We start from the raw sequence: 20,476 nt of genomic DNA on the forward strand, positions 1-20,476 counted from the left end.
CCACCTTTCGCGCGAAGAGGCGAGGAAGCAGCGGATGCGACAGACAGTGCGGGAGTTCCAGCGACGCGCGGAGAAGGCCGACTTCACAGCCGTCGTCGACGACACGGGCCGGCACGGCGCGCACGACCTGCTGGCGCGCGCGGCCGAACTGGCCGGCGTCATGGCACCGGGCGGCTCGCCCGGCGGGACCGTCCTGCTCCAGGCGGACAACTCCTGGCGCACCGTCGCCGCCACCCTCGCCGTGGGGATGGCCGGTGGCGTCCTGGCCCTGGTCAACCGCCACACGACCCGGTCCGAGTTCGCGGCGGCCCTGGAGGACATCCGTCCCGACACCGTCGTCGCCGAGCCGTCCGCGGCCGAGGGATGGCAGGCGCGGGAGGGCATGACGGGTGCGCGGACGGCCGAGGCCCTCGACGGCTGGCAGGCCCTCGTCGGACACGGCCCGCGCGATGTCTCCCGCTGGTCCGGCGGCGCGCTCATCGGCCTCACCTCCGGCTCCACCGGACGGCCCAAGGGAGTGGTCCAGTCCGAGAGCGCCCTGCGCTACGCGTGCGCCCGCACCGCGGAGATCAACGGGCTGCGCGACGGCGACGCGGTGGCCGCCCTCGTGCCCCTCTCCTCCACCGCCGCGTACTGCTTCGGGGTGGGCATGGCGCTGATGCTCGGCGGCCCGCTGGTCCTGAGCGGCCGTTGGGACCGCGAGGAGGCACTGGCGCGGATGTCCGCGAACGACGTCCGGTGGACCATGTGCGTGCCGACCATGGCACTGCAGATGGGCTCGGCGGCCGCCGGATCGCGGGTCCTCGAAGGCGTCCGCTCCATCACCGTCGGCGGTGGCCCCATGGACCGCGGCGCCCTCGCCCGTGCCGAACGCTCGCTCGGCACCCGGATCCTGCGCGTCTTCGGCATGTCCGAATGCCTGGGGCACACCTCCCCTCGTCCCGACGACCCCGAGGAGATCCGGCTGGGCCGGGACGGACGCCCCTTCCCCGGTACCGAGTTGCGCGCGGTCGCCGCCGACGGCACCGTCCTCGGCCCGGGAACGACCGGCCGGGCCGAGGTCCGCGGCCCCTCGCTGTTCCTGGGGTACGCCCGCGACGGCAAGGTGGAGCCGCCCGCCCTCACCCCGGACGGCTTCTTCCCCACCGGGGACCTGCTGGTGACCGGTGACGACGGGACGGTCACCGTCATGGGCCGGGAGAAGGACGTCATCATCCGGGGCGGCCGCAACCTCGACATCACCGAGATCGAACGCGCCGTCGCCGCCCACCCGGGTGTCGCCCGGGCGTGCGTGGTGCCGGTGCCGGACCCGCTGCTCGGCGAACGCGCGGCCGTGCTCGTGGTCACGGAGGACGGCCATGACGACCTCGACCTCGGCGACCTCACCGCACACCTCGACCGCACCGGCCTGTCCAAGGCCAAGTGGCCCGAGTTCGCCTTCACCGTGGCGGAGTTGCCGCAGACCACGGTGGGCAAGCTCGACCGCCCCGGAGCCCGCAGGCTCGCACACGACCTGCACACCCGGCTCGTCCCCGAGCCGGCCCCGCACCCCCACCGCCCGTCGCACCGGCAAGGAGACGCATGACCTCCCCCACGACCCGCACCCCTCGCTTCGACCGCGGCCGGTGGGCGGAAGCGGGCGCCGAGACCGTACGGCCCGGCGTCCACCGCATCCCGCTGCCGCTGCCGGACGACGGGCTGCGCGCGGTCAACGTGTACGCGCTGGAAGGCCTGGCGGAGGGGCTGGTCCTGATCGACGGAGGCTGGTCGGTCCCCGAGTCCCACAAGGCGCTGGAGGACGCGCTCGCCGCCCTCGGCCACGACCTCGGCGACATCAGCCACATCCTGGTCACCCACATCCACCGCGACCACTACACCCAGGCCGTCGCGCTGCGCCGGCTGCTCGGCTCCCGGGTCTACCTGGGCGCCGGCGAACGCCCGGGCCTGGAGCTGCTCGGAGCACTCCGTACGACGCAGCCGGCCGGTTCGCTGGAGACGCTGACGCGGTCCGGTGCGGGCGAACTCGCCGAGCAGGTGGCCGCGATGGACCACGGCGACTTCGACCCGGACGTGTGGGAGGCCCCCGACCGCTGGCTGGAGGCGGAGGAGCTCCGGTTCGGCGACGCGAGGCTGCAGGTCGTCCCGACCCCGGGCCACACCCGGGGGCACGTCGTCTACCTCGACCACGCCCGCGGCCTGCTGTTCTCCGGTGACCACGTCCTGCCTCACATCACCCCCTCCATCGGCTTCGAACTCGGCCCGGCAGGGCTGCCGTTGGGGGACTACCTCGACTCGCTGCGCAGGATGACGACGCTCGCGGACGCCCGGCTGCTGCCCGCGCACGGCCCGGTGGGCGACAGCGTGCACGCCCGGGTCGGCGAGTTGCTTGCCCATCATGACGACCGGCTCGCGCAGACCCTGGCGGTCCTCGCCGACCGTACGCTCAACGCCCACGACGTGGCGGGGGAGTTGGGGTGGACGCGGCGCAAGGTCGCCTTCGCCGAGCTGAACGCCTTCAACCAGATGCTCGCGGTCAACGAGACCGCGGCCCACCTCGACGTGCTGGCGGCCCGCGGTCACGTCCGGCGCACCCGGTCCGGCGACGGCGTCGACCACTACACCGCGCCCCCTCGCATCAACGCCGAAAAACAGGCCGGGTGAAGTCAACTGCGGTTCGGCGGCGCCGCAGCGGGGCGCGGGAAACTGCGCGACCAGCCGCTACGGCGCCGCGGACGCCGGACGACCCGATGAGGCACTGCCGGCGGAGCGGCTAGCGCGCCGTCCAGCCTCCGTCGACGTACAGCTCCGAGCCGGTCATGAAGCTCGCGTCGTCGGAGGCCAGGAACGCCACGGCCGCCGCGACCTCCTCGGGCGTGCCGAGCCGGCCGAGGGGCGTGCCGTCGAGCATCGCGGCCAACCGCGATGTGCCCCGCCACAGTTCACGGGACCGCGACGTCTCGATGAAACCGGGATGCAGGGAGTTGACCCGGACGCCGCGCCGCGCCCAGTGCAGCGCGGCGTTCTTCGTCATGAGTCGTACGGCGCCCTTGGCCGCGTGGTACGAGAACTGGGAGCCGAAGCCGCCGACCGTACCGAAGATCGACGCGACGTTGACGACCGAGCCGCCGCCCGACCGTTCGATGGCCGCGCCGGCGTGCTTCATGCCCAGCCAGACACCGGTCTGGGTGACCGCGATCACCTGGTCCCAGGACTCCAGGGTCTCCGTCTCGACGGTGCGCATCGCCGCGATCCCCGCGTTGTTCACCAGCACGGACAGGGAGCCGAGCCGGCCGGTCACCCGGTCCACGACGGCCTCCCAGGCCGACTCGTCGGTCACGTCCAGCGCGAGTCCGACGGCACCGCCCCCGACCTCCTCGGCGAGCTTCTCGCAGCACTCCGCGTCGACGTCCGTCACCACCACGGTGGCGCCTTCGGCCGCGAACCGCCGTACGACGGCGTCGCCGATGCCGCCGGTCGCGCCGGTCACCAGGGCCACCCGGCCGCCCAGCCTCGTCTCCATCACGCCCGTCCCTCCCTCAGTCCTTGACACCGCGCCAGGCCAGCGCGCCGCCGTCGATCACATAGGCGGCGCCCGTGATGAACGCCGCGCTCTCCGAGGCCAGGAAGCAGGCGAGCCGGGCCACTTCCTCCGGCCGCCCCAGCCGGTCCACCAACTGCGGGGCCAGCAGCGCCCGTTCCGTCGCCTCGCGATCCCCGGCGGCGGCGAAGTGGTCCTGTGTCAGCCGTGTGTCGATGACGCCGGGACAGAGGCAGTTGCAGCGCACCGGGGCCAGATCGACCGCGGTGACCTTGGTCAGGTGGATGACACCGGCCTTGGTGACGCCGTAGGCGGGGCAGTTGGGGAAGCCGACGAGGCCCGAGACGGAGGCGGTGTTGACGATGGCCGGGCCGCGCGCGGACCGCCGCAGATGGGGTGCCGCGAACTTGGTCGTCAGCCAGACGGCCTTGAGATTGACCTCGTAGACGACGTCCCAGACCTCCTCGGGGAGCGAGGCGACACCGTGGTCCCGGCCGGTCGTGAACGCGGTGTCGATCACTCCGGCGTTGTTGACCAGCACGTCGAGGCCCCCGAAGCGCTCGGCACACCGCGCCACCATGGCCTCGATGTCGTCGCGCACCCGCAGATCGCACACGATCGTCTCGGCCTTCGCCCCCTCGCCACGCACCATCGCGGCAGTCTCGCCGGCGGCCGTCTCGTCGATGTCGGCGACGGCCACGGCCGACGCGCCCTGCCGGGCCAGCTCCACCGCGACGGCCCGGCCGATGCCCTGGCCCGCACCGGTGACGAGAGCGACCCTGTCCAAGAGGGCACCATCCATCGTCCGCTCCCTTCCGCCCGCGGCGGATCCTGGACTGAACCAACTTCAGTTCACTCCGAGTCTAGGTTCCTGCGGGGGAGAGCGACAAGGGGTGGGACCGCCGTCGAGGTGCCTCAGGGCCGGTAGACCATCCCGGGCTCGGGCTTGGCGGGGGCGAGCAGTTGCGAGACCGTGACGACGGTGTAGCCCCGCTCCTTGAGTGCGTTGAGAATCCCGGGGACGGCGGGCACGGTCCCCTTGTGCAGGTCGTGCAGCAGGATGATGCCGTCGCGGTGGGTCTGGTCGAGCACCCGCTGGGTGATCAGGGCGGAGTCGGTCGTCTCGTAGTCCTTGGCGGTGACGCTCCACAGCACCTGAGCAAGGCCCAGCTCCCGGCAGATCTTGGCCACCTTGCGGTTGGTGCGGCCCTCCGGCGGACGCATCAGGACGGGCCTGGTGCCGGTGATCTTCTCGATGGCGTCCTGGGTCCGGGTCAGCTCCGCACGGGCGTCGGCCTCGTCGAGATCCGTCAGCCTGGGGTGAGTCCAGGTGTGGTTGCCGATTTCGTCCCCCTCCTGCGCGATCCGCCGCAGGATGTCGGGGTACTTCGAGATGTGGCCCCTGCCCTGCACGAAGAACGTGGCGTGCAGATGGCGCTGCTTGAGGATGTCCAGCAGCTTGGGAGTCGTCGGGCTGGGGCCGCCGTCGAAGCTGAGGGCCACGCACTTCGCCTTGCGGCAGTCGACGTCTCCGGCCACCGATCCCGATGCCTTGGCCCGGGCGGCGCGCGGCGAGGTGTGGTCGTAGGTCGTCACCGTCAGAGCCAGGGTGACGGCGACGGCCACGACGGCGGCCGCCGCGGTCGCGACGGCGATGAGTATGCGGGACCGTCTGGTACGTGTGTTGAAGAGCATGCGAGACCTTTCTTCGGTGGAGTCGCGGGGTTATCGCGTGCGGGTGAGGGCGGGCCGCGCGGAGAGGTCCCGCGGCCGCATGTCGAGCGTCAGGCGGTGTCTCAGGCGGCGTCCGAGCCGACGCTCCACCAGCCTGTGGACCAGCAGGGAGAGCCCCAGCATGCAGACGACGGACAGCGCCGTCGCGGGCAGCGGCCCCAGCCACGGGAACGCCCGGACCAAGCCCTTGGCCAGGGGGATTCCGAGGCTCTGGTGGACGAGGTAGAAGGGGTAGGTGAGCGCCCCCGCGGTGACCGGCCAGCGCCATCGCAGTCCGGTGAGCGGGCCGATTCCGGCGAGGGCCAGCAGCCCGAGGCAGCCGGTGAGCACGACCGCGCAGACGGCCCAGGAGGGCCGGCTCTCGCCGGGAGGTACGGCGGCGTGGTCGGCCACCCTCAGTTCGAGCACGGTGAGTTGGTAGCACCAGGCGAAACCGAGCAGCAGCCAGAGCAGAAGACTCTGTCCGAATCTGTGCATGAGGTGGAGCACGATCCCGGCGACGAACAGGCCGGTGTACCGGGTCAGGACGAATTCGTCGAGCAGGGGTGAGTGGAGTTCACGGGCGATGACACCGGCCAGGAGCCAGGCTCCGCAGAAGGCCACCACCCGCCGGTAGGACAGACCGAAGACGAGGAGCGCGGCCATCAGCAGGTAGAAGCGTGCCTCCACCCAGAGGGTCCAGCTGACCCCGTCGACCGGATCGAGTCCCAGCGGCCCGGGGGCCATGGTCAGGTTCCCCAGGACCGTACGCGGGTCGATGCGCGTGGCGGCGGGCCACCGGCCCAGCCGTGAGACCAGGACGACCAGGACGACCAGGAGTACCGCGCACCAGTAGGCCGGGAAGAGCCGTGAGACGCGGGAGACGGTGAACTGCGCCGGGGTCCGTCCCCAGCAGCTCATGCAGATCACGAAGCCGCTGATGAGGAAGAAGAACTCGACGCCGAGCCAGCCGTAGGCACTGATCCCGTGCAGGAGCGGGGCGGAGTCCCGGAGCTCGGTTCTGCCCCAGAAGTGCGGGGTGGGCGTGCCCAGGAAGTGGTACGCGGCGACCATCAGCGCTGCCACCAGGCGCAGCCCGTCGATCGCGACGAGGCGCGACTGCCCGCTGTGGGGTTCGGGGGACGGCATGTCGGAACCGGGGCCGGGTCAGCAGACGGCCGGCAGCGAGCGGCTGACGCATATCTCGGACCGGCCGTGCGGGCGCGGTTTCTTCGGCGAGTCGGTGTCGGCGGGCATGACGAAGCGACCTCCGTAGGGAAGAAGGAGAAGAGCGGAATCCAGGTGAGGGGTGAAGGGTGAGGAGTGAGCGAGACGGTACGGCGACGACGTCAGACGCGGCGGCGCAGGAGCAGCACCGTGACGACCGTGAGCAGGGCGGCGAGGCCGCCGAGGACCGCGGTGTCGGTCCACTGGAAGGTCCAGTAGTCACCGGCCGGGTTGGCCTCGTAGAAGCGGGCCACGTACCCGTGTGCCGTCATGCACTCCTTGAGCTGGGTACCTGACGGGTAGGCGCAGTTGAACACGGAGTCGTGGCGACCGGAGGCCGTGATGAGGCCGTAGTTGCCGGTCGACCACTTCTCGCCCATCGGCGCCTTGGGGGTGCTGCCGGCGCTGACGTAGGTGTGCGGCGGCACCAGGAGCCGGGTCCAGTGCGTCCACTCCAGCAGGAGTGCCGTCGTCCCCGTCACCAGCAGGGTCAGGCCCATCGCTGCCAGGACCCGGCGGGCCAGCAGGCCCAGCAGGGTGCCGGCTGCCAGGCCGAACAGGGCGGCCGCGACGACACGGGGGCCCGAGCCGCTCAGGGCCGTGGTGTCGTACCAGAACAGGCCGTAGCTGCGGTCGGCGGCCGGCCGCCACCACCAGGCGAACACTCCCGCGAGCAGGCCGGAGAGGGCGGTCGTGGTCGCCGCGGCCAGGGCGAACCGGGAAGCGAACCACTGACCGCGGCTCAGCCCCTGGGAGAGGACCAGGCGATGGGTGCCCAGTTCCCGGTCGCGACCCAGCAGCGGGGCGCCCCAGAAGACGCCGATGACGACGGGCAGGACGATGTTCAGCGCCCCGAGGTACTTCAGCGGCTCGACGTCGAGCAGGAGCAGCAGGCCGGTGTCGGACCGTGTGCAGTACAGCGGCCCGGTGGCGCAGTGGTCGAACAGCCCGCTGTGCAGGGCGTCCAGCATGCCCGAGCGGTAGTACGCGGCGATCGCCGCGGTGAGCAGCAGGGCGGCCGCGCCGACGCCGGTGGCGACGCGCTGCTGGCGCCAGGCGAGCCAGAGGGAGCCTTTCACGCCGCCGCCTCCGTCCGCTCGGCCGCGGCGGGGAGGCCCGGCGCCTCCTCGGCCTGGAGATGGCCGATCAGGATGTCCTCCAGCCGGGGCCGTGCCGCGTGCCAGTCGCCGCGCAGTGGTCCGCGTTGCCGCACCAGGGCGGTCAGCTGTCTGCCGGCGGTACGGCGGTGTACGACGGTGTGCTGTGCGGCCAGGGCGTCGGCCCGGTCGGCGGGTCCGGTCAGTACGGCGTGACTCTCGCGCAGCGCCTCGGCGTCCTCGCTCAGTTCGGCGCGGCCGTCGCGCAGCATCAGCACCCAGTCGCAGGTCTCCTCCAGCTCGGGCAGCACGTGCGAGGAGAGCACGATGCTCGTGCCGCGCTCGGCGGCCTCGGCCATCAGCGCCGCCATGATCTCGCCTCGTGCCACGGGGTCGAGGTCGGCCAACGGCTCGTCGAGCAGCAGGAGTTCGGGCCGTTTGCCGAGGGCCAGGGCGAGCGCGACGCGGGTGCGCCGGCCGGGCGAGAGTTCGCCGACGCGGGCGTGGAGCGTGATGCCGCCCTCGTGGACGATCCGCTCGGCGGCCCGGCGGTCCCACGAGGAGTTCAGCTTCTGGCCCATCAGCAGGGTGTCCGCCACGGTGAAACGGGGGTAGAGCGGCTTGTCCTGGGTGAGCAGGGCGACCCGGGTGCGGGCCTCGGTGGTGCCGGGCGCGGCGCCCAGCACCCGCAGGTCCCCGGAGCCGGCTCGCAGGAGGCCGCCGGCCAGGTGCAACAGGGTGCTCTTGCCGGCGCCGTTGCGTCCGACGAGGGCGGCTATACGACCGCCGGGTACGGTGAACTCGCAGTCCCGCAGGGCCCAGTCGCCCCGCCTTCGGTACCGGAATCCGAGTCCCGTGGCGCGCAGCGCGGCCGGCGCGTCAGGCCCGGTCATGCGTCCTCCTTCCTGCGTTCCCGGTCGCCCGGGGTGTGGCTGTCGTGTTCGTTGTCGTGGGCGTCCAGGGCCGCTGTGACCATGGCGAGGACATCGGCCCGTTCCAGGCCTCCGGCCCGGGCACGTGCCACCCAGCCGGTCACCTCCCGGCGCAGCGGCGAGTCGTCCTCCGCGCCGGGCCGGGCGAGTGATCGCGTCACGAAGGTTCCGAGGCCGCGGCGCAGTTCGACCAGGCCGGCCTGCTCCAGGTCGCGGTACGCCCGGAGCACGGTGTTGGGGTTGATGGCGGTCGCCGCCACCACCTCCTTGGCCGTGGGCAGCTTGTCCCCGACCTTGAGGAAGCCCATCCGGAGCGCTCGTTCGGTCTGCTCGACGATCTGCACATAGGCCGGTACGCCGCTGCCACGGTCGATCCGGTAGTCGATCACGTCGTCTTCCTCGGTTCCACCACGCTTGTGCTAATGAATTAATGGAAGCATGGTGGATCTCCGGTCGCGCTGTCAAACGCCTGTGAGCGCGTGAGCGGGGACGGGGTGCCGCCGGGGCCCTGCCGCCCGGGTGGGACACGAGGGGAATCAGGCGGTGCCGGGTTCCTCGTACGGGATGCGGTTCAGGTGCAGCACCTCGCCGAGAGTGCCCCATTCGTCGCCGCCGAGCTTGGTCAGCGGGCGCAGCAGCTCGCTGCTGGGGCGGCCGTCGGCGAGGTAGTTCTCGTCGACCGCGGCATGGAGCACCCGTCCGAAGACCAGGGTGCAGTTCCCCATGCGCAGGGTGGTGTGGGAACGGCACTCCAGAGCCACATGGGCGGCCGCCACCCTGGGCGGACGCACGCTTCGGCTGGCCTCCCGCTCGATGCCCGCGGTGTCGAACTCGCTCACCGAGCGCGGGAAGTCGACGGCCGTGGCGTTGATGAGCTGCAGGAGCGGTTCGGACGAGAAGTTGACGACGAACTCCCCGGTCTCCTCGACGTTCCGCAGCGAGTCCTTACGGCCGATCGAGGTGAACTGGACGATCGGGGGATCGGTGCTGGCGATGCTGAAGAAGGAGTGCGGGGCCAGGTTCTCGGTCCTTCCGTCGGGTGTGATCGTGGAGACCCATGCGATCGGCCGGGGAATGACGACCGACGTCAGAAACCTGTAGAAGTCCGTGCTGCTCATCGCCTCGGGGGCGTATTCCACACGCATGGACCGAGTATCGGACCGGCACACCTGGGCCTTCCGCAGCCCGCCGGGTGTGTCGTGCCGGCTCATGCACCGTGCGTCTCGTCGGGTGGCCCGGCGGCTCCGAGCGCCCGTGGGTTGAGGGTGCCGAGCATGCGCTGGAGGTGTTCGCGCACCTGTTCCTGCTCCTCGGGCAGAAAGGCCTGGAGGGCTTCCCGCTCGCACGGTTCCAGTACGCCCTCGCCCTGCCGTGCCAGCTCCACCCCGGCGGCGGTGACGGACATCTCGACGATCTTCCCGTGGGTGGGGTGGGCCTGCCGCCGGACCAGCCCACGCTCCACCAGGTCGCGCAGCGCCGTGCCCATCGACTGGGCGGTGACGCCGCAGCGGCGGGCGAGTTCGGCGCTGGACATGGTGCCGTCCCGGGTCAGCCGCACCAGCGCGCTGTACTGCGCCTGGGTCAGCCTGAGCGGGCGAAGCGCCTGTTCGATGCGCTGCGCGTAGGCCTGCGAGAGCTGCCAGAGCAGATAGCCGATGCGCTCGCCGGGATCCCACACTGTCACTGCATACTCCACGTATCTGTTAACTTATATCAGGTACCTTACATCATGAGGATCGGGGAACCGTGCCCAGCACCACCACCACCTCCACAAGCCAAGATCATCTCCCCGGCGCGGACCCAGGGCCGGCGCGACACCGTCACCGCCCCGGTCCGCAGACCGACGCTCCCCCCGAGCGTTCGGGGCTGACCGGCCGGAAGGCGGTGCTCAAGCCCGTCATCACCGTGCTCACCATCGGTCTGGTCTTCGTCAGCGTTTTTCTCGCCGCCTTCCATACGCCCAAGGCGCACCGCCTGCCGATCGCCGTGGCCGCGTCCGACAAGACCGCGGCGCTCTTCGACGTCCGGCTCCAGCGCGTCTCGCCGGACGCCTTCCAGGTGGACCGCTACCAGGACGACGCCTCGGCCCGCTGGGCGGTCGAGCACCGCCGCGCGTACGCCGCGCTGCTGGCCGACGACGGAACGCCCAGGATCGTCTACGCCGGCGCGAACGGTCCCGCCGTGTCCGCGCTGGTGGCACCCCTCGGCACGCTGTGCGGCTCCGGCTGCCAGACGGCGGGTCACAAGATGCCCGTGACCGACATCCTCCCCCTTTCGTCCGGGGACAGCCGCGGCCTGTCGGTCTTCTACGCGTCGTTCGGCCTGGTGCTCTCGGGCTTCCTCTTCGGCCAGATGACCTATCAGGTGGCACCGCGCCTGTCCTTCGGGCAGCGCGTGTCCAGTCTGGCGCTGTTCGCGGTCCTCGGCGGGCTGGGGGCGACCCTCATCGCGAGTACGGCCTTCGGCGCCATATCCGGCCCCTTCCTGGGCATCGCGGGACTCGTGACGCTGATGGCGGGGGCCGTTGCGGCGGCCACCGTGCTCCTGATCCGCATCTTCGGTCCGGTCGGGGTTCCGCTGGCGTCGATCTTCATGCTCGTCATGGGGAACGCCACCAGCGGTGGAGTGCTGCCTCCCGAATTCCTGCCCGGCTGGCTGAAGCCGCTCGCCTCGGTCATGCCCGCGGGCGTCGGCGTCCGCGCGCTGGACGGGATCGCCTACTTCCACCACGACGGACTGACCAGCGGCATAGTGGTGCTGTCGACATGGATCGCGCTCTGCGTGGCGGGGCTTTTCCTGCTGGACCGGATCGCCGCATCGGCCGGGATCGTGTACGCCGCGAGGTCATGAGACCGCCCTGTCACACCTTCTGGCCCTGTCTTGTCTAAGGGGTGTCGAACAACAAACAGAGGGTCTGATGCGCGAAATTGTGATCGTCGGTGGCGGCTATGCAGGCTTCTACGCCGCATGGGGCCTGGAGAAGAGGCTCAGTGCGGCAGAGGCGCGGGTCACGGTTGTCGACCCCCGCCCGTACATGACGTACCAACCGTTTCTGCCGGAGGTGACGGCCGGATCGGTCGAGGCCCGGCACGCCGCCGTGTCGCTGAGGCGGCACCTGAGCCGCGCCCGGCTGATCGCGGGAACCGTGACCGCGATCCGCCACGCGGACCGGACGGTCACGGTACGACCCGCCGACGGAGCGGAGTACGAACTGCGTTACGACACCCTCGTCGTGACCGCCGGTGCCGTGACCCGCACCTTTCCCATCCCGGGGCTCGCCCAGCACGCGATCGGTCTGAAGCACGTCGAAGAGGCGGTGGCCATCCGCGACCGGCTGATGACCGCGTTCGACCAGGCGGCCTCCCTGCCTCCCGGCGCCGAGCGGCGACGGCTGTTGACCGTCACGTTCGTGGGCGGCGGGTTCTCCGGGGTCGAGGGCTTCGGGGAACTCCTGTCGCTCGCGACGGCGATGCTCAAGTCGTACCCGGAGCTGAGCGCTGACGAACTCTCCTTCCACCTGGTCGAGGCCCGGGGCCGGATCCTCCCCGAGGTGGGGGACAAGCCGGGCGCCTGGGTGGTGCGCTCCCTGGAGCGCCGTGGCGCGCACGTTCACCTCGACACACAGATCCGCTCCCTCGCCGACGGCCGTGTAGTGCTCTCCGACGGGGAGGAGTTCGATTCCGCGCTGGTCGTGTGGACCGCCGGCAACGCCTCCAATCCGGTCGTGCACAACCACTCGGATCTTCCGATCGACGAACGGGGCCTGCTCGTGGTCCGCCCCGACCTGCGCGTGGGCACCGGCAGCGAACCCGTCCCGGACGCATGGGCGGCCGGGGACGACGCGGCCGTGCCCGACCTGGCCTCCACGGTGCCGGGGGCTCACACGGTGCCGAACGCCCAGCACGCCGTACGGCAGGGCAGACGCCTCGCGAAGAACATCGTGGCCGACCTGCGCGGGAGGCGCATCAAGAACTACCGCCACAGCAGCCTGGGGGTGGTGGCCACGCTCGGGCTGGGGCGGGGCATCTTCCAGTACAAGAGGATCGTCATCAAGGGGCTTCCTGCCTGGCTGATGCACCGGGGCTACCACGTCCTGGCCGTGCCCTCATGGGAACGCAAGATCCGCGTCCTCACGGTCTGGCTCACGGCCGCGGTCTTCGGCCGGGATCTCGTCTCCCTCGCCTCCGTCCAGCATCCGCGCGACGCGTTCGTCACGAGCGGCGATCCGCAGCGCGCCGGCGAGAGCCCGACGAGCGGTCGTACGGCCGCATGACCGTGGAGCACACCATGAACACGAGCAAGGAGGCCGCGCGCGGCCTGACCGACATCGAGACCTTCCTGTACCGGCACGCCCATCTGGAAGCGGCACGGCAGCGCGTCACGGTCTTCACCACACGAGTACCGGGGCTGACCCGGGAGCAGAAGGTGGACATCGAGAGCTGGTACCTCAAGGAACAGACATACGTCGCGCGCATGGTGACGGAACACATCGCGGCACACGTCACCGAGGTGCAGCAGCGGCACCGGGTCCGCTTCACGCGCTGGCTGCGAGGAACGCTCACCGCGATGATCCTGACCAGCGTGGCCATGGCCCTGTGCTTCGCCGTGCTCCTGAAATCGTTGAGCTGAAACGCCGGCTGCGAACCGCGTCGATGCTTCCGCTGCCGTCGGCCGGCCGGGTCGAATCACTAGATCATGCGATGCGCCCCGGGAGTGCACCGAGCCACTCCGGCCGTCCGGACCTGCCCTGACGCGGGGCCGCGTGCCGGTGTGACGGCCGCTCATGGTGTGCCGGGCACCGTGTCACATTTTCCGATCCCCGCCGGTCAATGGTTGGACACGTCAGGCGGAAGGAGATGCCCGCGGGCCGCGCGGTCCACCGCCCGTCCCAGGGCCGGCCGAATCACTCGATCATGCGATGCGCCCGGACGTCGTTATGACCCAGTCTGGCATGGTTGGCGAATAATGCATGCACTACGTGAACAGAGTCCTGAGGTCAGCCGAGGGGCGGGCCGCTAGACCACGATGTCTCCGCCTGACCGCCGTTGCTCCGACAGAGGAGCGGGGCCGATCCGGATCTCTGGTTCAGCTGCGACGGGACCAGTCGTGACTTCCAGTTGCCGCTTGTCCCCTGGACCGCTTGCCGAAGCCGTCTTGCCTGTCCGCGGTAGCGATGTGATCCCGCCACGCGACTGCCGTATCCGGAGGAACGAGGACCACAGGACCATGTATCTCAAGTCGTCCCCTGCGACGAGTGACCTTGACGAGGCCGTCTCTGCCTTCGTGCAGTACCGGGCGCGCCTCTTCGGGATCGCCTACCGTGTGCTCGGCAGTGTGGCCGAGGCCGAGGACGTGGTCCAGGAGGTGTGGCTGCGCTGGCAGAAGACCGACCGCTCCGTGGTGCTGAGCCCCGTGGCCTTCCTGTCCAGCGCGACGACCCGCCTGGCCATCAACGTGGCGCAGTCGGCGCGGGTGCGCCGGGAGACCTACATCGGGCCGTGGTTGCCCGAGCCCGTCGACACCGGTTGTGATCCGGAGGTGGGCGCGCAGCGGGCGGAGGCTCTGGAGCTGGCCCTGTTGCTCGTGCTGGAGAAGCTGAGCCCCACCGAGCGGGCCGCGTACGTCCTGCGCGAGGCGTTCGACTACTCCTATCCGGAGATCGCCGAGATCCTGCAGCTCAGCGTCGTCAACGTCCGCCAGATCGTGAGCCGTTCGCGCAAACGCCTTGCGGGCGAGCCGCGCTCGAGTGTGGACGCGCTGGAGCATCGGCGCCTGCTGGACGCCTTCGTCTCAGCGGCTCGCACCGGCGATGTGGCCTCGCTGGAAGCCGTCCTCGCCCCTGACGTCGTCAGCCTGTCCGACGGCAACGGTCTGCGGGGGGCCGCCCGGGTACCTGTGGTGGGGCGTGCGCGTGTGGCCAACCTGGCCACCGCGACCCGCTGGTTCTGGCAGGGCACGGACCTGCGGCTGGTCGAGGCCAACGGCCGTACGGGCGTGATGATCTACCGCGACGGTTCCCCCACCACGATCCTGACGATCGCCGCTTCCCGGGAAGGCATCCGCAGGGTGATGTGGGTGTTCGACCCCGGCAAGATCGCCGCGTTTCTGGACTCCGGCGCCCGAGGCAACTGCGCCCGGCCTTGCGGCGGTTGACGGATGAGCCACTCCCGGCTTCCTCAACCGGGCTCGAACGCCGCGGTGCGGTACATCTCGGCCGCGGTGACGGAGGCGGGCACGCCGAGTTCGGCCGCGACCGCACGGATCGCGCTCTCGCCGACCTCGAGATCGGCTCGGCCGTCGTCGGTGAAGTACGGCTCGATGAACGTCTCGTAGTGTGCTGGAGGGCCTGCGCCGGCGTTGTTCCGGTGGCGGTGTAGGAGCGGAGGAAGGGACGGATCCGGCCCATGAGCGCGGCGGCGGTGACGTTGTGGCCCTGGACGTCGCCGATGAACGCGGCCGCGGTGGTGTCGTCCACCCGGACCAGATCGTAGAAGTCGCCGCCGATGTCCATGCCACGGGCGGCGGGCAGGTAACGGGCGGCCGCGTCCAGGCCCGGGACGTCGGGCAGCGAGTCGGGGAGCAGGGCGGCTTGCAGGGTCTGTGCGAGCTCCTTGCTGGCGTCGTACAGGCGGGCCCGTTCCAGTGCCTGGGCGACGAGTCCCGCGAGTGCGGTGAAGACGACCCGTTCCTGCTCGGAGAAGGTGTGGGGGCGGTCGAAGGCGAACACGCACGAGCCCACCGGGCGCCCGGAGGTGACCAGCGGCAGAAAGACCCAGGCGTGCAGGTCTTCCTGGCGGACGGCGGGCGGGTAGGCGCGGGACAGTTCCTCGAACGTGGCGAAGAAGGCGGGCCGACGGGTGGCGAGGACCCGAACCGGGGGTGCCTGGCAGGTCAGCGGTGCGTCGTCGAAGAGTTCCAGGAGTCCGGGGTCGTATCCACGACGGCCGATGACGCGCATTCTGCCGTCCTCTTCCGTGAGCAGGGCCACGGTCCGGGCGCCGAAGGCCGGCAGCATCTCCTCGGTGAGCAGATCGACCACGTCGCGCACGCCCACGGCCTCCGAGAGGGCGGCGGCCAGGTGGAGCACCTGGTAGACCTCGCCCAGGGGGATCTGCTCGCCCAGGAACGTCTCCGTCCGTGCGGGCCCGGCCGGTGGGGCCGGGCCAGGCCCGGTCGGCGAGATGCGGACGCTCACCCCGGATACGTCGGGGTAGAGCTCGAAGGCGAGCCAGTGGTCCGGCGGACGCAGGGCGGTGAAGCAGGCGGGGCCGCCACTGACCAGGGCGTCGCGGAAGCGGTCCTCGACGGGTGAGCCGGCGCACCAGGGCAAGGACTGCCAGGGACGTGTGCCGGTCAGCTCGGGGACGCTGCCGCCCAGCAGAGTCGCGGCGGTGGCGCTGACGTAGGTGAACGTGCCCTTGAGGTCGAGCGAGCAGTTGCCCTCCGGCAGCCGTTCGACGAGGCCCGCCGCGGCCAGCGCCTCGGCCGGGTCCCGGCTGCGGGCCGGCGGCTGCAACAGGGTGCGCGGTGCCGGTCCCGGACGTACGGCGTCGCCGGCGTCGGGGCCTCGCGCAGGAACCGCCCCAGACGGCGGCAGGCGGCGGCAACCCGGTCGGGTCCCGGACCGGCGGCCCTGGCGGTGTCGGCCCCGGGCCACAGGAGCAGCAGCGTGCCCCAGGCCGTGGTGCCGGTGACGATCGGTGCCGCGGCTGCCGCGCAGTGGTGGCGAAGTGCGATCGCCGTACGCGGATAGCGCCGGGCGAACTCCTCGGGATCGCTCAGCCAGACCAGCCGTCGCAGGCGGAGCGCCTCCGCCACCGCGACAGGGCTCGACAGCGCCACCCGGGACCAGGGCGTCAGGTACTCCGCCGGCAGCCCCGTGGTCACCTCCAGCCGCAGCGTCTGCCCGTCGGACGCCGGCAGGAAGACCGCACCCGCGAGCACCCCCGTGTCGCGCACGGCGAACTCCAGCAGCCGGTCCAGCTCCGCCCGGCGTGTCGGCCCGGAGGCGGCGGAGGACGGACGAGGCCCGTAAGGCGGTACCGCGCCGTCTTCCCACGTGGCGCACATACCAGCACCGTACGTCCGCACCGGCCGGCCCTGCGCGGGAGAGCCGCCGGGACCGCCGTCGCGGCAGTGGCCTCTGTCACAGATCAAAGCGCCGTCCGGTCAATGCCCTGAAAAGGGACAAATAGGGGCGCAATCGCGCTCATGTCCGACAGCGGAATCGAGCACGGTGACGAAGCACGGCGTGCCACAAGTGCCTGCCTCGCCGCCACCTATCCGAGGACGACGATTCGATGATCAGCACAGGCACAGCGACACCCCGCAGGCAGCCGAACATCCGCGAGCCCTCGGAGTCGGCGATCGCGATGCTCGACGAGCAGGGGACGGTGGTCGGATGGACGCGGGCCGCCGAGCGGCTGGTCGGGTACCCCGCCGGCGACGTGGTGGGCCGGTCGGCCTCGGCCGTGCTGCCGTACTCCGAAGAAGCGCCTGCGACCGCGGAGTTCGTCGACCGGTGCCGGGCCCGGCGCGGCTGGTCGGGCACGACGACGGTACGGCACCGGGACGGGCACGGGCTCGACGTGAGCCTGCGGGTCTCGATGCTGTGGGGGCACGGCGAAACGGTCCGGTGGCTCGTCTCCGTGACCGACATCGGTGAGGCCTCAGGGGAAGCGACGAACGAACTGGTGCGGGAATCGCTGCTCGCCCGCGTCCCCATGGGCGTCGTCGTGCGGGACCCGCAACTGCGGTGCACCTGGGTGAACGACACGATGGAGAGCCACGACGGCATCTCCCGCGACCGTCGGCTCGGACGGCGGTTCAGCGACGTGCGGCCGGGTGCCGAGGCCGAAACACTCGAGGCGGCGATGCGTGAGGTGATGCGGGGCGGGCCCGTGAAGGTCCACGACCACCGGACGTGGCTGCCGTCGAGCCCGCGCCGGGAGCACACGTACGCGGCTTCGGTCTTCTGCCTCCAGGACGCCGACGGTCAGGTGCTGGGGGTGTGCGTCATCAGCGTCGACCTCACCGAGAGCCGGCGGGCGCGCGATCGCCTGGCCATCCTCAGCGAGGGCAGTACCCGCCTCGGCGGCAGCCTGGACGTGATGCGGACCAGCCAGGAACTGGCCGACCTGGCCGTGCCGCTGCTCGCCGACTACGTCGCCGTGGACCTCGAACAGTCGGTCCCGTTCGGCGAAGGGCCCCCGGTCCGCATCGGGGCCACGGGCCGGCGCCTCCCCGTTTTCCGGCGCGCCGGTCTGGCATCGATCCACGACGGGGTCCCGGAGTCCCCGTGGGCGCACGGCGAGGTGGTCCCCTGGCCGCCCGCCTCACCCTTCACCGACGTCCTGCGCACCGGGATGCCCCACCTGGAGCCGGTCCTGGACGCCGCTCCGGGCACCTGGATCGACGAGGACCCGGAGCGGGCGCGGACGATCCACGAGAACGGCATCCACTCCCTGATGCTCATACCCATCCGTACGCGGCGCGTCCTGCTGGGCATGGTGCTGTTCATCCGCACCTCGGACCCGGGGCCGTTCCAGGAGGTCGACGTGCTCCTCGCCGAGGAACTCGTGGGCCGCGCCGCGCTGGCGTTGGACAACGCGCGCCAGTACGCCCGCGAGCACACCGCCGCCCTCGCCCTCCAGCGGAACCTGCTCCCGCACCGTCTGAAGGGCGGCGCGGCGGTCGACACGGCGTCGCGCTACCTGCCCGCCGACATGGATCACGGCGTCGGGGGCGACTGGTTCGACGTGATCCCGCTGTCCGGCGCGCGGGTGGCCCTCGTCGTAGGCGACGTGGTCGGACACGGGATCGACGCCGCCGCGACCATGGGCCGGCTCCGCACCGCCGTACGCACCCTCGCCGACATGGAGCTGCCCCCCCGACGAACTGCTCACCCACCTCGACGACACGGTCCAGCGGCTGGCCGAGGACGATGCCGACGCTCCGGAGCAGTACTCCCCGGCCGTCGGCGCCACCTGTCTGTACGCGGTCTACGACCCGGTCACCCGCCGGTGTGCCATGGCGCGGGCCGGGCACCCGCCGCCCGCGATCATCGACCCGCAGGGGCGGGTCGCCTTCCCCGACCTGCCCACCGGAACCCCGCTGGGCATGGGCCTGGGCGTCCCCTTCGAGGCCGCGGAGCTGGAACTGCCCGAGGGAAGTCTGCTCGGCCTGTACACCGACGACGCCACGCTGCTCCTCGTCCGCACCCGTACGCTCAGCCCCGCCCAGGTGGCTACCTGGACGCTGCCCGGCGACCAGACCGCTGCCCGCAGCGCCCGGCACATGGCGGCCCGTCAGCTGGCCGAATGGGGCCTGGACGGTGTTGCGGACGCCACGAAGCTGATCGTCAGTGAACTGGTCACCAACGCCGTCCGCCACGGCAGCGGCCGGATCACCCTGCGGCTGATCCGGCACCAGGTCCTGACCTGCGAAGTGTTCGACTCGAGCGCCTGCGCCCCACGTCTGCGCAGCGCATGCACCCATGACGAGAACGGCCGCGGCCTCTTTCTGGTCGCCCAGTTGTCCCGCAGATGGGGCTTCCGCACCGTGCCGGGCGGCAAAGTGGTCTGGGCCGAAGAGGATCTGGCCCCCGCAGCGGCAGACCCACTGGCCTCCGGGGTTCGGCCCGCGCCCGCGGAACGACCCGTCCTCGTCTCCGCGACGGCCGCGGACTCCGGTGTCGTCGCGGGACGCGGGCCCTTGCCCTGGTAGTGGGTTGGCCATGCCGCGCGCTCCTGGTTTGTGAGGGCCGCCGTCCGGATGCAGGGTGGTTCCTGGAGCAGCAGTGCCGGACCATCCGCTCCGGGCAGCCCTACGGAGGTGCAGCAGTGTCAGCAGAGGACCCGGCGGCCGGGACCGCCGGACAGGACAACGGGTCGGCGTTCGGCCCCAGGATGCTGGCGGACGTCAAGCCGCCCTTCGTTCCCGAGGGTGCTTCGGGCATGACGGTTCTCGTCGAGTGGCCGCCCGGGGACCCCGGGACTCCTCCGCACCGTCACTCGGGGCCGTGTTTCGGCTATGTCCTCGAAGGAGCGGTCCGGTGGGAGCTCGAGGGCGAGCCGGAGCACGTGATCAAGGCGGGTGAGACGTTCTGGGAGCCGGGCGGTGAGGTGATCCACTACCAGAACGGCAACGCCTCGTCGGAGGTGCCGGCCAAGTACATCGTGTTCATGATGTGCGCGCCGGGCCAGCCGATGCTCACCCTGGTCGACGACGAGGAACTGGAGAAACGGGCCCACTTGCGGGCCCCACGCCCCAGCGAGTGATCCGCCGGCTCGCAAGGAGGGCCCCGGCCGACATGGCAGGGGGACCGGCGTTGAGGGCACATATGGCCTGCCGCATGCTTGCCCCATGCGCAGCACAGACCCCACGGGCCACCTGGACCCCGGGCGCGAAGACCAGGCCGGGACCGGGCTGCGCCTCCGAGGACGGGACCGTGAGATCGCGGCCGTCCGCGGGGCTCTGGTGGCGGTGCGTGGCGGACGAGGCGCTTGCGTCGTCGTGGAAGGCGCGCCCGGCGTCGGCAAGAGCCGGCTCCTCGCGGAGCTGGACGACCGCGCGCGGCGGTGCGGGTTCGACGTGGTCTCCGTACGGGCCGACGAGTTCGATCAATATGCGGCAGGAGCCGCCCTGCAGTCCGTCCTGCAGGCCCACGACGGTTCCGCCCGAGCCGCCGCGGGCCTGGACGACCAGCGGCTCCGGTTGCTGGACAGCATCGCGGACGCGCTGGAGGACCGGGCTCAGCGCACGCCGGTACTCGTGCTCGTGGACGACGCACAATGGTCGGATCCGGCCACGCTCTTCGCGCTGCGCACGCTGCCCGGACGACTGGCCACCTCGCGGATCCTGTGGGTGCTGGCGGTACGGTCGGAGACCGAGCGCCCGACCGTGGCCAGGGTGCGGGAGGACCTCGAACGCCTCGGCGCCCGATGGCTGACCCTCGGCCCGCTGCCCCA

General features: G+C 71.4%; 18 protein-coding genes and 4 pseudogenes. 11 read left to right on the forward strand and 11 right to left on the reverse strand.

The window, feature by feature from the left end:
* Positions 1–34 precede the first annotated feature (34 nt).
* Positions 35–1,585, forward strand: coding sequence for a class I adenylate-forming enzyme family protein (locus tag ACZ4UV_RS31155; RefSeq protein WP_467842343.1), 1,551 nt, complete (start codon positions 35–37; stop codon positions 1,583–1,585).
* Entirely contained in the window at positions 1,582–2,661 is a 1,080-nt protein-coding gene (locus ACZ4UV_RS31160) for an MBL fold metallo-hydrolase (protein ID WP_467842346.1), read from the forward strand. The genes ACZ4UV_RS31155 and ACZ4UV_RS31160 overlap by 4 nt, the downstream gene beginning before the upstream one ends.
* Before the next feature lie 109 nt (positions 2,662–2,770).
* Here the strand turns inward: ACZ4UV_RS31160 and ACZ4UV_RS31165 are convergent, their stop codons facing one another.
* From ACZ4UV_RS31165 to ACZ4UV_RS31205, 9 genes are all read right to left on the reverse strand, one after another.
* Complete coding sequence (locus ACZ4UV_RS31165) at positions 2,771–3,520, reverse strand: SDR family NAD(P)-dependent oxidoreductase (protein WP_451017280.1); 750 nt, start codon at positions 3,518–3,520, stop codon at positions 2,771–2,773.
* 16 nt (positions 3,521–3,536) lie between these two features.
* The gene (locus ACZ4UV_RS31170) at positions 3,537–4,340 is read right to left on the reverse strand and encodes an SDR family NAD(P)-dependent oxidoreductase (RefSeq protein WP_451017281.1); all 804 of its coding nucleotides are present in this window, start codon (positions 4,338–4,340) and stop codon (positions 3,537–3,539) included.
* 113 nt (positions 4,341–4,453) lie between these two features.
* Positions 4,454–5,233, reverse strand: coding sequence for a polysaccharide deacetylase family protein (locus tag ACZ4UV_RS31175; RefSeq protein ID WP_390035755.1), 780 nt, complete (start codon positions 5,231–5,233; stop codon positions 4,454–4,456).
* 30 nt (positions 5,234–5,263) lie between these two features.
* Positions 5,264–6,400, reverse strand: coding sequence for an acyltransferase family protein (locus ACZ4UV_RS31180; protein ID WP_451017282.1), 1,137 nt, complete (start codon positions 6,398–6,400; stop codon positions 5,264–5,266).
* Between the two features lie 200 nt (positions 6,401–6,600).
* Positions 6,601–7,557: a transporter gene (locus ACZ4UV_RS31185; protein WP_451017283.1), complete on the reverse strand. Its 957-nt coding sequence runs from the start codon at positions 7,555–7,557 to the stop codon at positions 6,601–6,603.
* On the reverse strand, positions 7,554–8,468 hold the full coding sequence (locus ACZ4UV_RS31190; RefSeq protein ID WP_451017284.1) for an ATP-binding cassette domain-containing protein: 915 nt from the start codon (positions 8,466–8,468) through the stop codon (positions 7,554–7,556). The genes ACZ4UV_RS31185 and ACZ4UV_RS31190 overlap by 4 nt, the downstream gene beginning before the upstream one ends.
* On the reverse strand, positions 8,465–8,896 hold the full coding sequence (locus tag ACZ4UV_RS31195; protein WP_351492735.1) for a GntR family transcriptional regulator: 432 nt from the start codon (positions 8,894–8,896) through the stop codon (positions 8,465–8,467). The genes ACZ4UV_RS31190 and ACZ4UV_RS31195 overlap by 4 nt, the downstream gene beginning before the upstream one ends.
* 147 nt (positions 8,897–9,043) lie before the next feature.
* On the reverse strand, positions 9,044–9,652 hold the full coding sequence (locus tag ACZ4UV_RS31200; RefSeq protein ID WP_451017285.1) for a flavin reductase family protein: 609 nt from the start codon (positions 9,650–9,652) through the stop codon (positions 9,044–9,046).
* Positions 9,653–9,714: 62 nt separating this feature from the next.
* Positions 9,715–10,191 carry a MarR family winged helix-turn-helix transcriptional regulator gene (locus tag ACZ4UV_RS31205; RefSeq protein ID WP_451017286.1) on the reverse strand — a complete coding sequence of 159 codons (477 nt, stop codon included), beginning with the start codon at positions 10,189–10,191 and terminating at the stop codon, positions 9,715–9,717.
* 62 nt (positions 10,192–10,253) lie between these two features.
* On the opposite strand from ACZ4UV_RS31205, the gene ACZ4UV_RS31210 reads away from it, so the two are divergent.
* The 4 genes from ACZ4UV_RS31210 to ACZ4UV_RS31225 all read left to right on the forward strand — a co-directional run bounded on the left by ACZ4UV_RS31210 (position 10,254) and on the right by ACZ4UV_RS31225 (position 14,660).
* Positions 10,254–11,357 (forward strand): ABC-2 transporter permease, encoded by a 1,104-nt coding sequence (locus ACZ4UV_RS31210; RefSeq protein ID WP_451017287.1) that lies wholly within the window; start codon positions 10,254–10,256, stop codon positions 11,355–11,357.
* Between the two features lie 67 nt (positions 11,358–11,424).
* A complete protein-coding gene (locus ACZ4UV_RS31215) occupies positions 11,425–12,780 on the forward strand; it encodes an NAD(P)/FAD-dependent oxidoreductase (protein WP_467842356.1) in 1,356 nt (451 codons plus the stop codon).
* 14 nt (positions 12,781–12,794) lie between these two features.
* Complete coding sequence (locus ACZ4UV_RS31220; RefSeq protein WP_351492745.1) at positions 12,795–13,136, forward strand: hypothetical protein; 342 nt, start codon at positions 12,795–12,797, stop codon at positions 13,134–13,136.
* A 597-nt stretch (positions 13,137–13,733) separates the two neighbouring features.
* Entirely contained in the window at positions 13,734–14,660 is a 927-nt protein-coding gene (locus ACZ4UV_RS31225; RefSeq protein WP_467842359.1) for a sigma-70 family RNA polymerase sigma factor, read from the forward strand.
* A gap of 220 nt (positions 14,661–14,880) precedes the next feature.
* Here the strand turns inward: ACZ4UV_RS31225 and ACZ4UV_RS31230 are convergent.
* Positions 14,881–15,522: pseudogene (locus ACZ4UV_RS31230) on the reverse strand (PP2C family protein-serine/threonine phosphatase); the annotation flags it as partial.
* Positions 15,523–15,860: 338 nt separating this feature from the next.
* Positions 15,861–16,577 (reverse strand): GAF domain-containing protein, encoded by a 717-nt coding sequence (locus ACZ4UV_RS31235; protein ID WP_451021726.1) that lies wholly within the window; start codon positions 16,575–16,577, stop codon positions 15,861–15,863.
* A gap of 302 nt (positions 16,578–16,879) precedes the next feature.
* Between ACZ4UV_RS31235 and ACZ4UV_RS31240 the strand changes: the two are divergent.
* The 5 genes and pseudogenes from ACZ4UV_RS31240 to ACZ4UV_RS31260 all read left to right on the forward strand — a co-directional run.
* Positions 16,880–18,337 (forward strand): annotated as a pseudogene (locus ACZ4UV_RS31240) (SpoIIE family protein phosphatase); the annotation flags it as partial.
* Positions 18,338–18,437: 100 nt separating this feature from the next.
* Positions 18,438–18,641 (forward strand): annotated as a pseudogene (locus tag ACZ4UV_RS31245) (SpoIIE family protein phosphatase); the annotation flags it as partial.
* Positions 18,642–18,803: 162 nt separating this feature from the next.
* Positions 18,804–19,232, forward strand: coding sequence for an ATP-binding protein (locus ACZ4UV_RS31250; protein ID WP_467842363.1), 429 nt, complete (start codon positions 18,804–18,806; stop codon positions 19,230–19,232).
* A gap of 182 nt (positions 19,233–19,414) precedes the next feature.
* Entirely contained in the window at positions 19,415–19,786 is a 372-nt protein-coding gene (locus ACZ4UV_RS31255) for a cupin domain-containing protein (protein ID WP_451021729.1), read from the forward strand.
* A gap of 85 nt (positions 19,787–19,871) precedes the next feature.
* Positions 19,872–20,363: pseudogene (locus ACZ4UV_RS31260) on the forward strand (ATP-binding protein); the annotation flags it as partial.
* Positions 20,364–20,476 lie beyond the last annotated feature (113 nt).

The organism is Streptomyces sp. NPDC028289, from assembly GCF_055565975.1.

What these genes read in the sequence shown, in the direction of transcription:
- ACZ4UV_RS31155 (WP_467842343.1), top strand. Translation starts at nt 35, where the DNA reads ATGCGACAGACAGTGCGGGAGTTCCAGCGACGCGCGGAGAAGGCCGAC.
- ACZ4UV_RS31160 (WP_467842346.1), top strand. Translation starts at nt 1,582, where the DNA reads ATGACCTCCCCCACGACCCGCACCCCTCGCTTCGACCGCGGCCGGTGG.
- ACZ4UV_RS31165 (WP_451017280.1), bottom strand. Translation starts at nt 3,520, where the DNA reads ATGGAGACGAGGCTGGGCGGCCGGGTGGCCCTGGTGACCGGCGCGACC.
- ACZ4UV_RS31170 (WP_451017281.1), bottom strand. Translation starts at nt 4,340, where the DNA reads ATGGATGGTGCCCTCTTGGACAGGGTCGCTCTCGTCACCGGTGCGGGC.
- ACZ4UV_RS31175 (WP_390035755.1), bottom strand. Translation starts at nt 5,233, where the DNA reads ATGCTCTTCAACACACGTACCAGACGGTCCCGCATACTCATCGCCGTC.
- ACZ4UV_RS31180 (WP_451017282.1), bottom strand. Translation starts at nt 6,400, where the DNA reads ATGCCGTCCCCCGAACCCCACAGCGGGCAGTCGCGCCTCGTCGCGATC.
- ACZ4UV_RS31190 (WP_451017284.1), bottom strand. Translation starts at nt 8,468, where the DNA reads ATGACCGGGCCTGACGCGCCGGCCGCGCTGCGCGCCACGGGACTCGGA.
- ACZ4UV_RS31200 (WP_451017285.1), bottom strand. Translation starts at nt 9,652, where the DNA reads ATGCGTGTGGAATACGCCCCCGAGGCGATGAGCAGCACGGACTTCTAC.
- ACZ4UV_RS31215 (WP_467842356.1), top strand. Translation starts at nt 11,425, where the DNA reads ATGCGCGAAATTGTGATCGTCGGTGGCGGCTATGCAGGCTTCTACGCC.
- ACZ4UV_RS31220 (WP_351492745.1), top strand. Translation starts at nt 12,795, where the DNA reads ATGAACACGAGCAAGGAGGCCGCGCGCGGCCTGACCGACATCGAGACC.
- ACZ4UV_RS31225 (WP_467842359.1), top strand. Translation starts at nt 13,734, where the DNA reads ATGTATCTCAAGTCGTCCCCTGCGACGAGTGACCTTGACGAGGCCGTC.
- ACZ4UV_RS31235 (WP_451021726.1), bottom strand. Translation starts at nt 16,577, where the DNA reads ATGTGCGCCACGTGGGAAGACGGCGCGGTACCGCCTTACGGGCCTCGT.
- ACZ4UV_RS31250 (WP_467842363.1), top strand. Translation starts at nt 18,804, where the DNA reads ATGGCGGCCCGTCAGCTGGCCGAATGGGGCCTGGACGGTGTTGCGGAC.
- ACZ4UV_RS31255 (WP_451021729.1), top strand. Translation starts at nt 19,415, where the DNA reads ATGCTGGCGGACGTCAAGCCGCCCTTCGTTCCCGAGGGTGCTTCGGGC.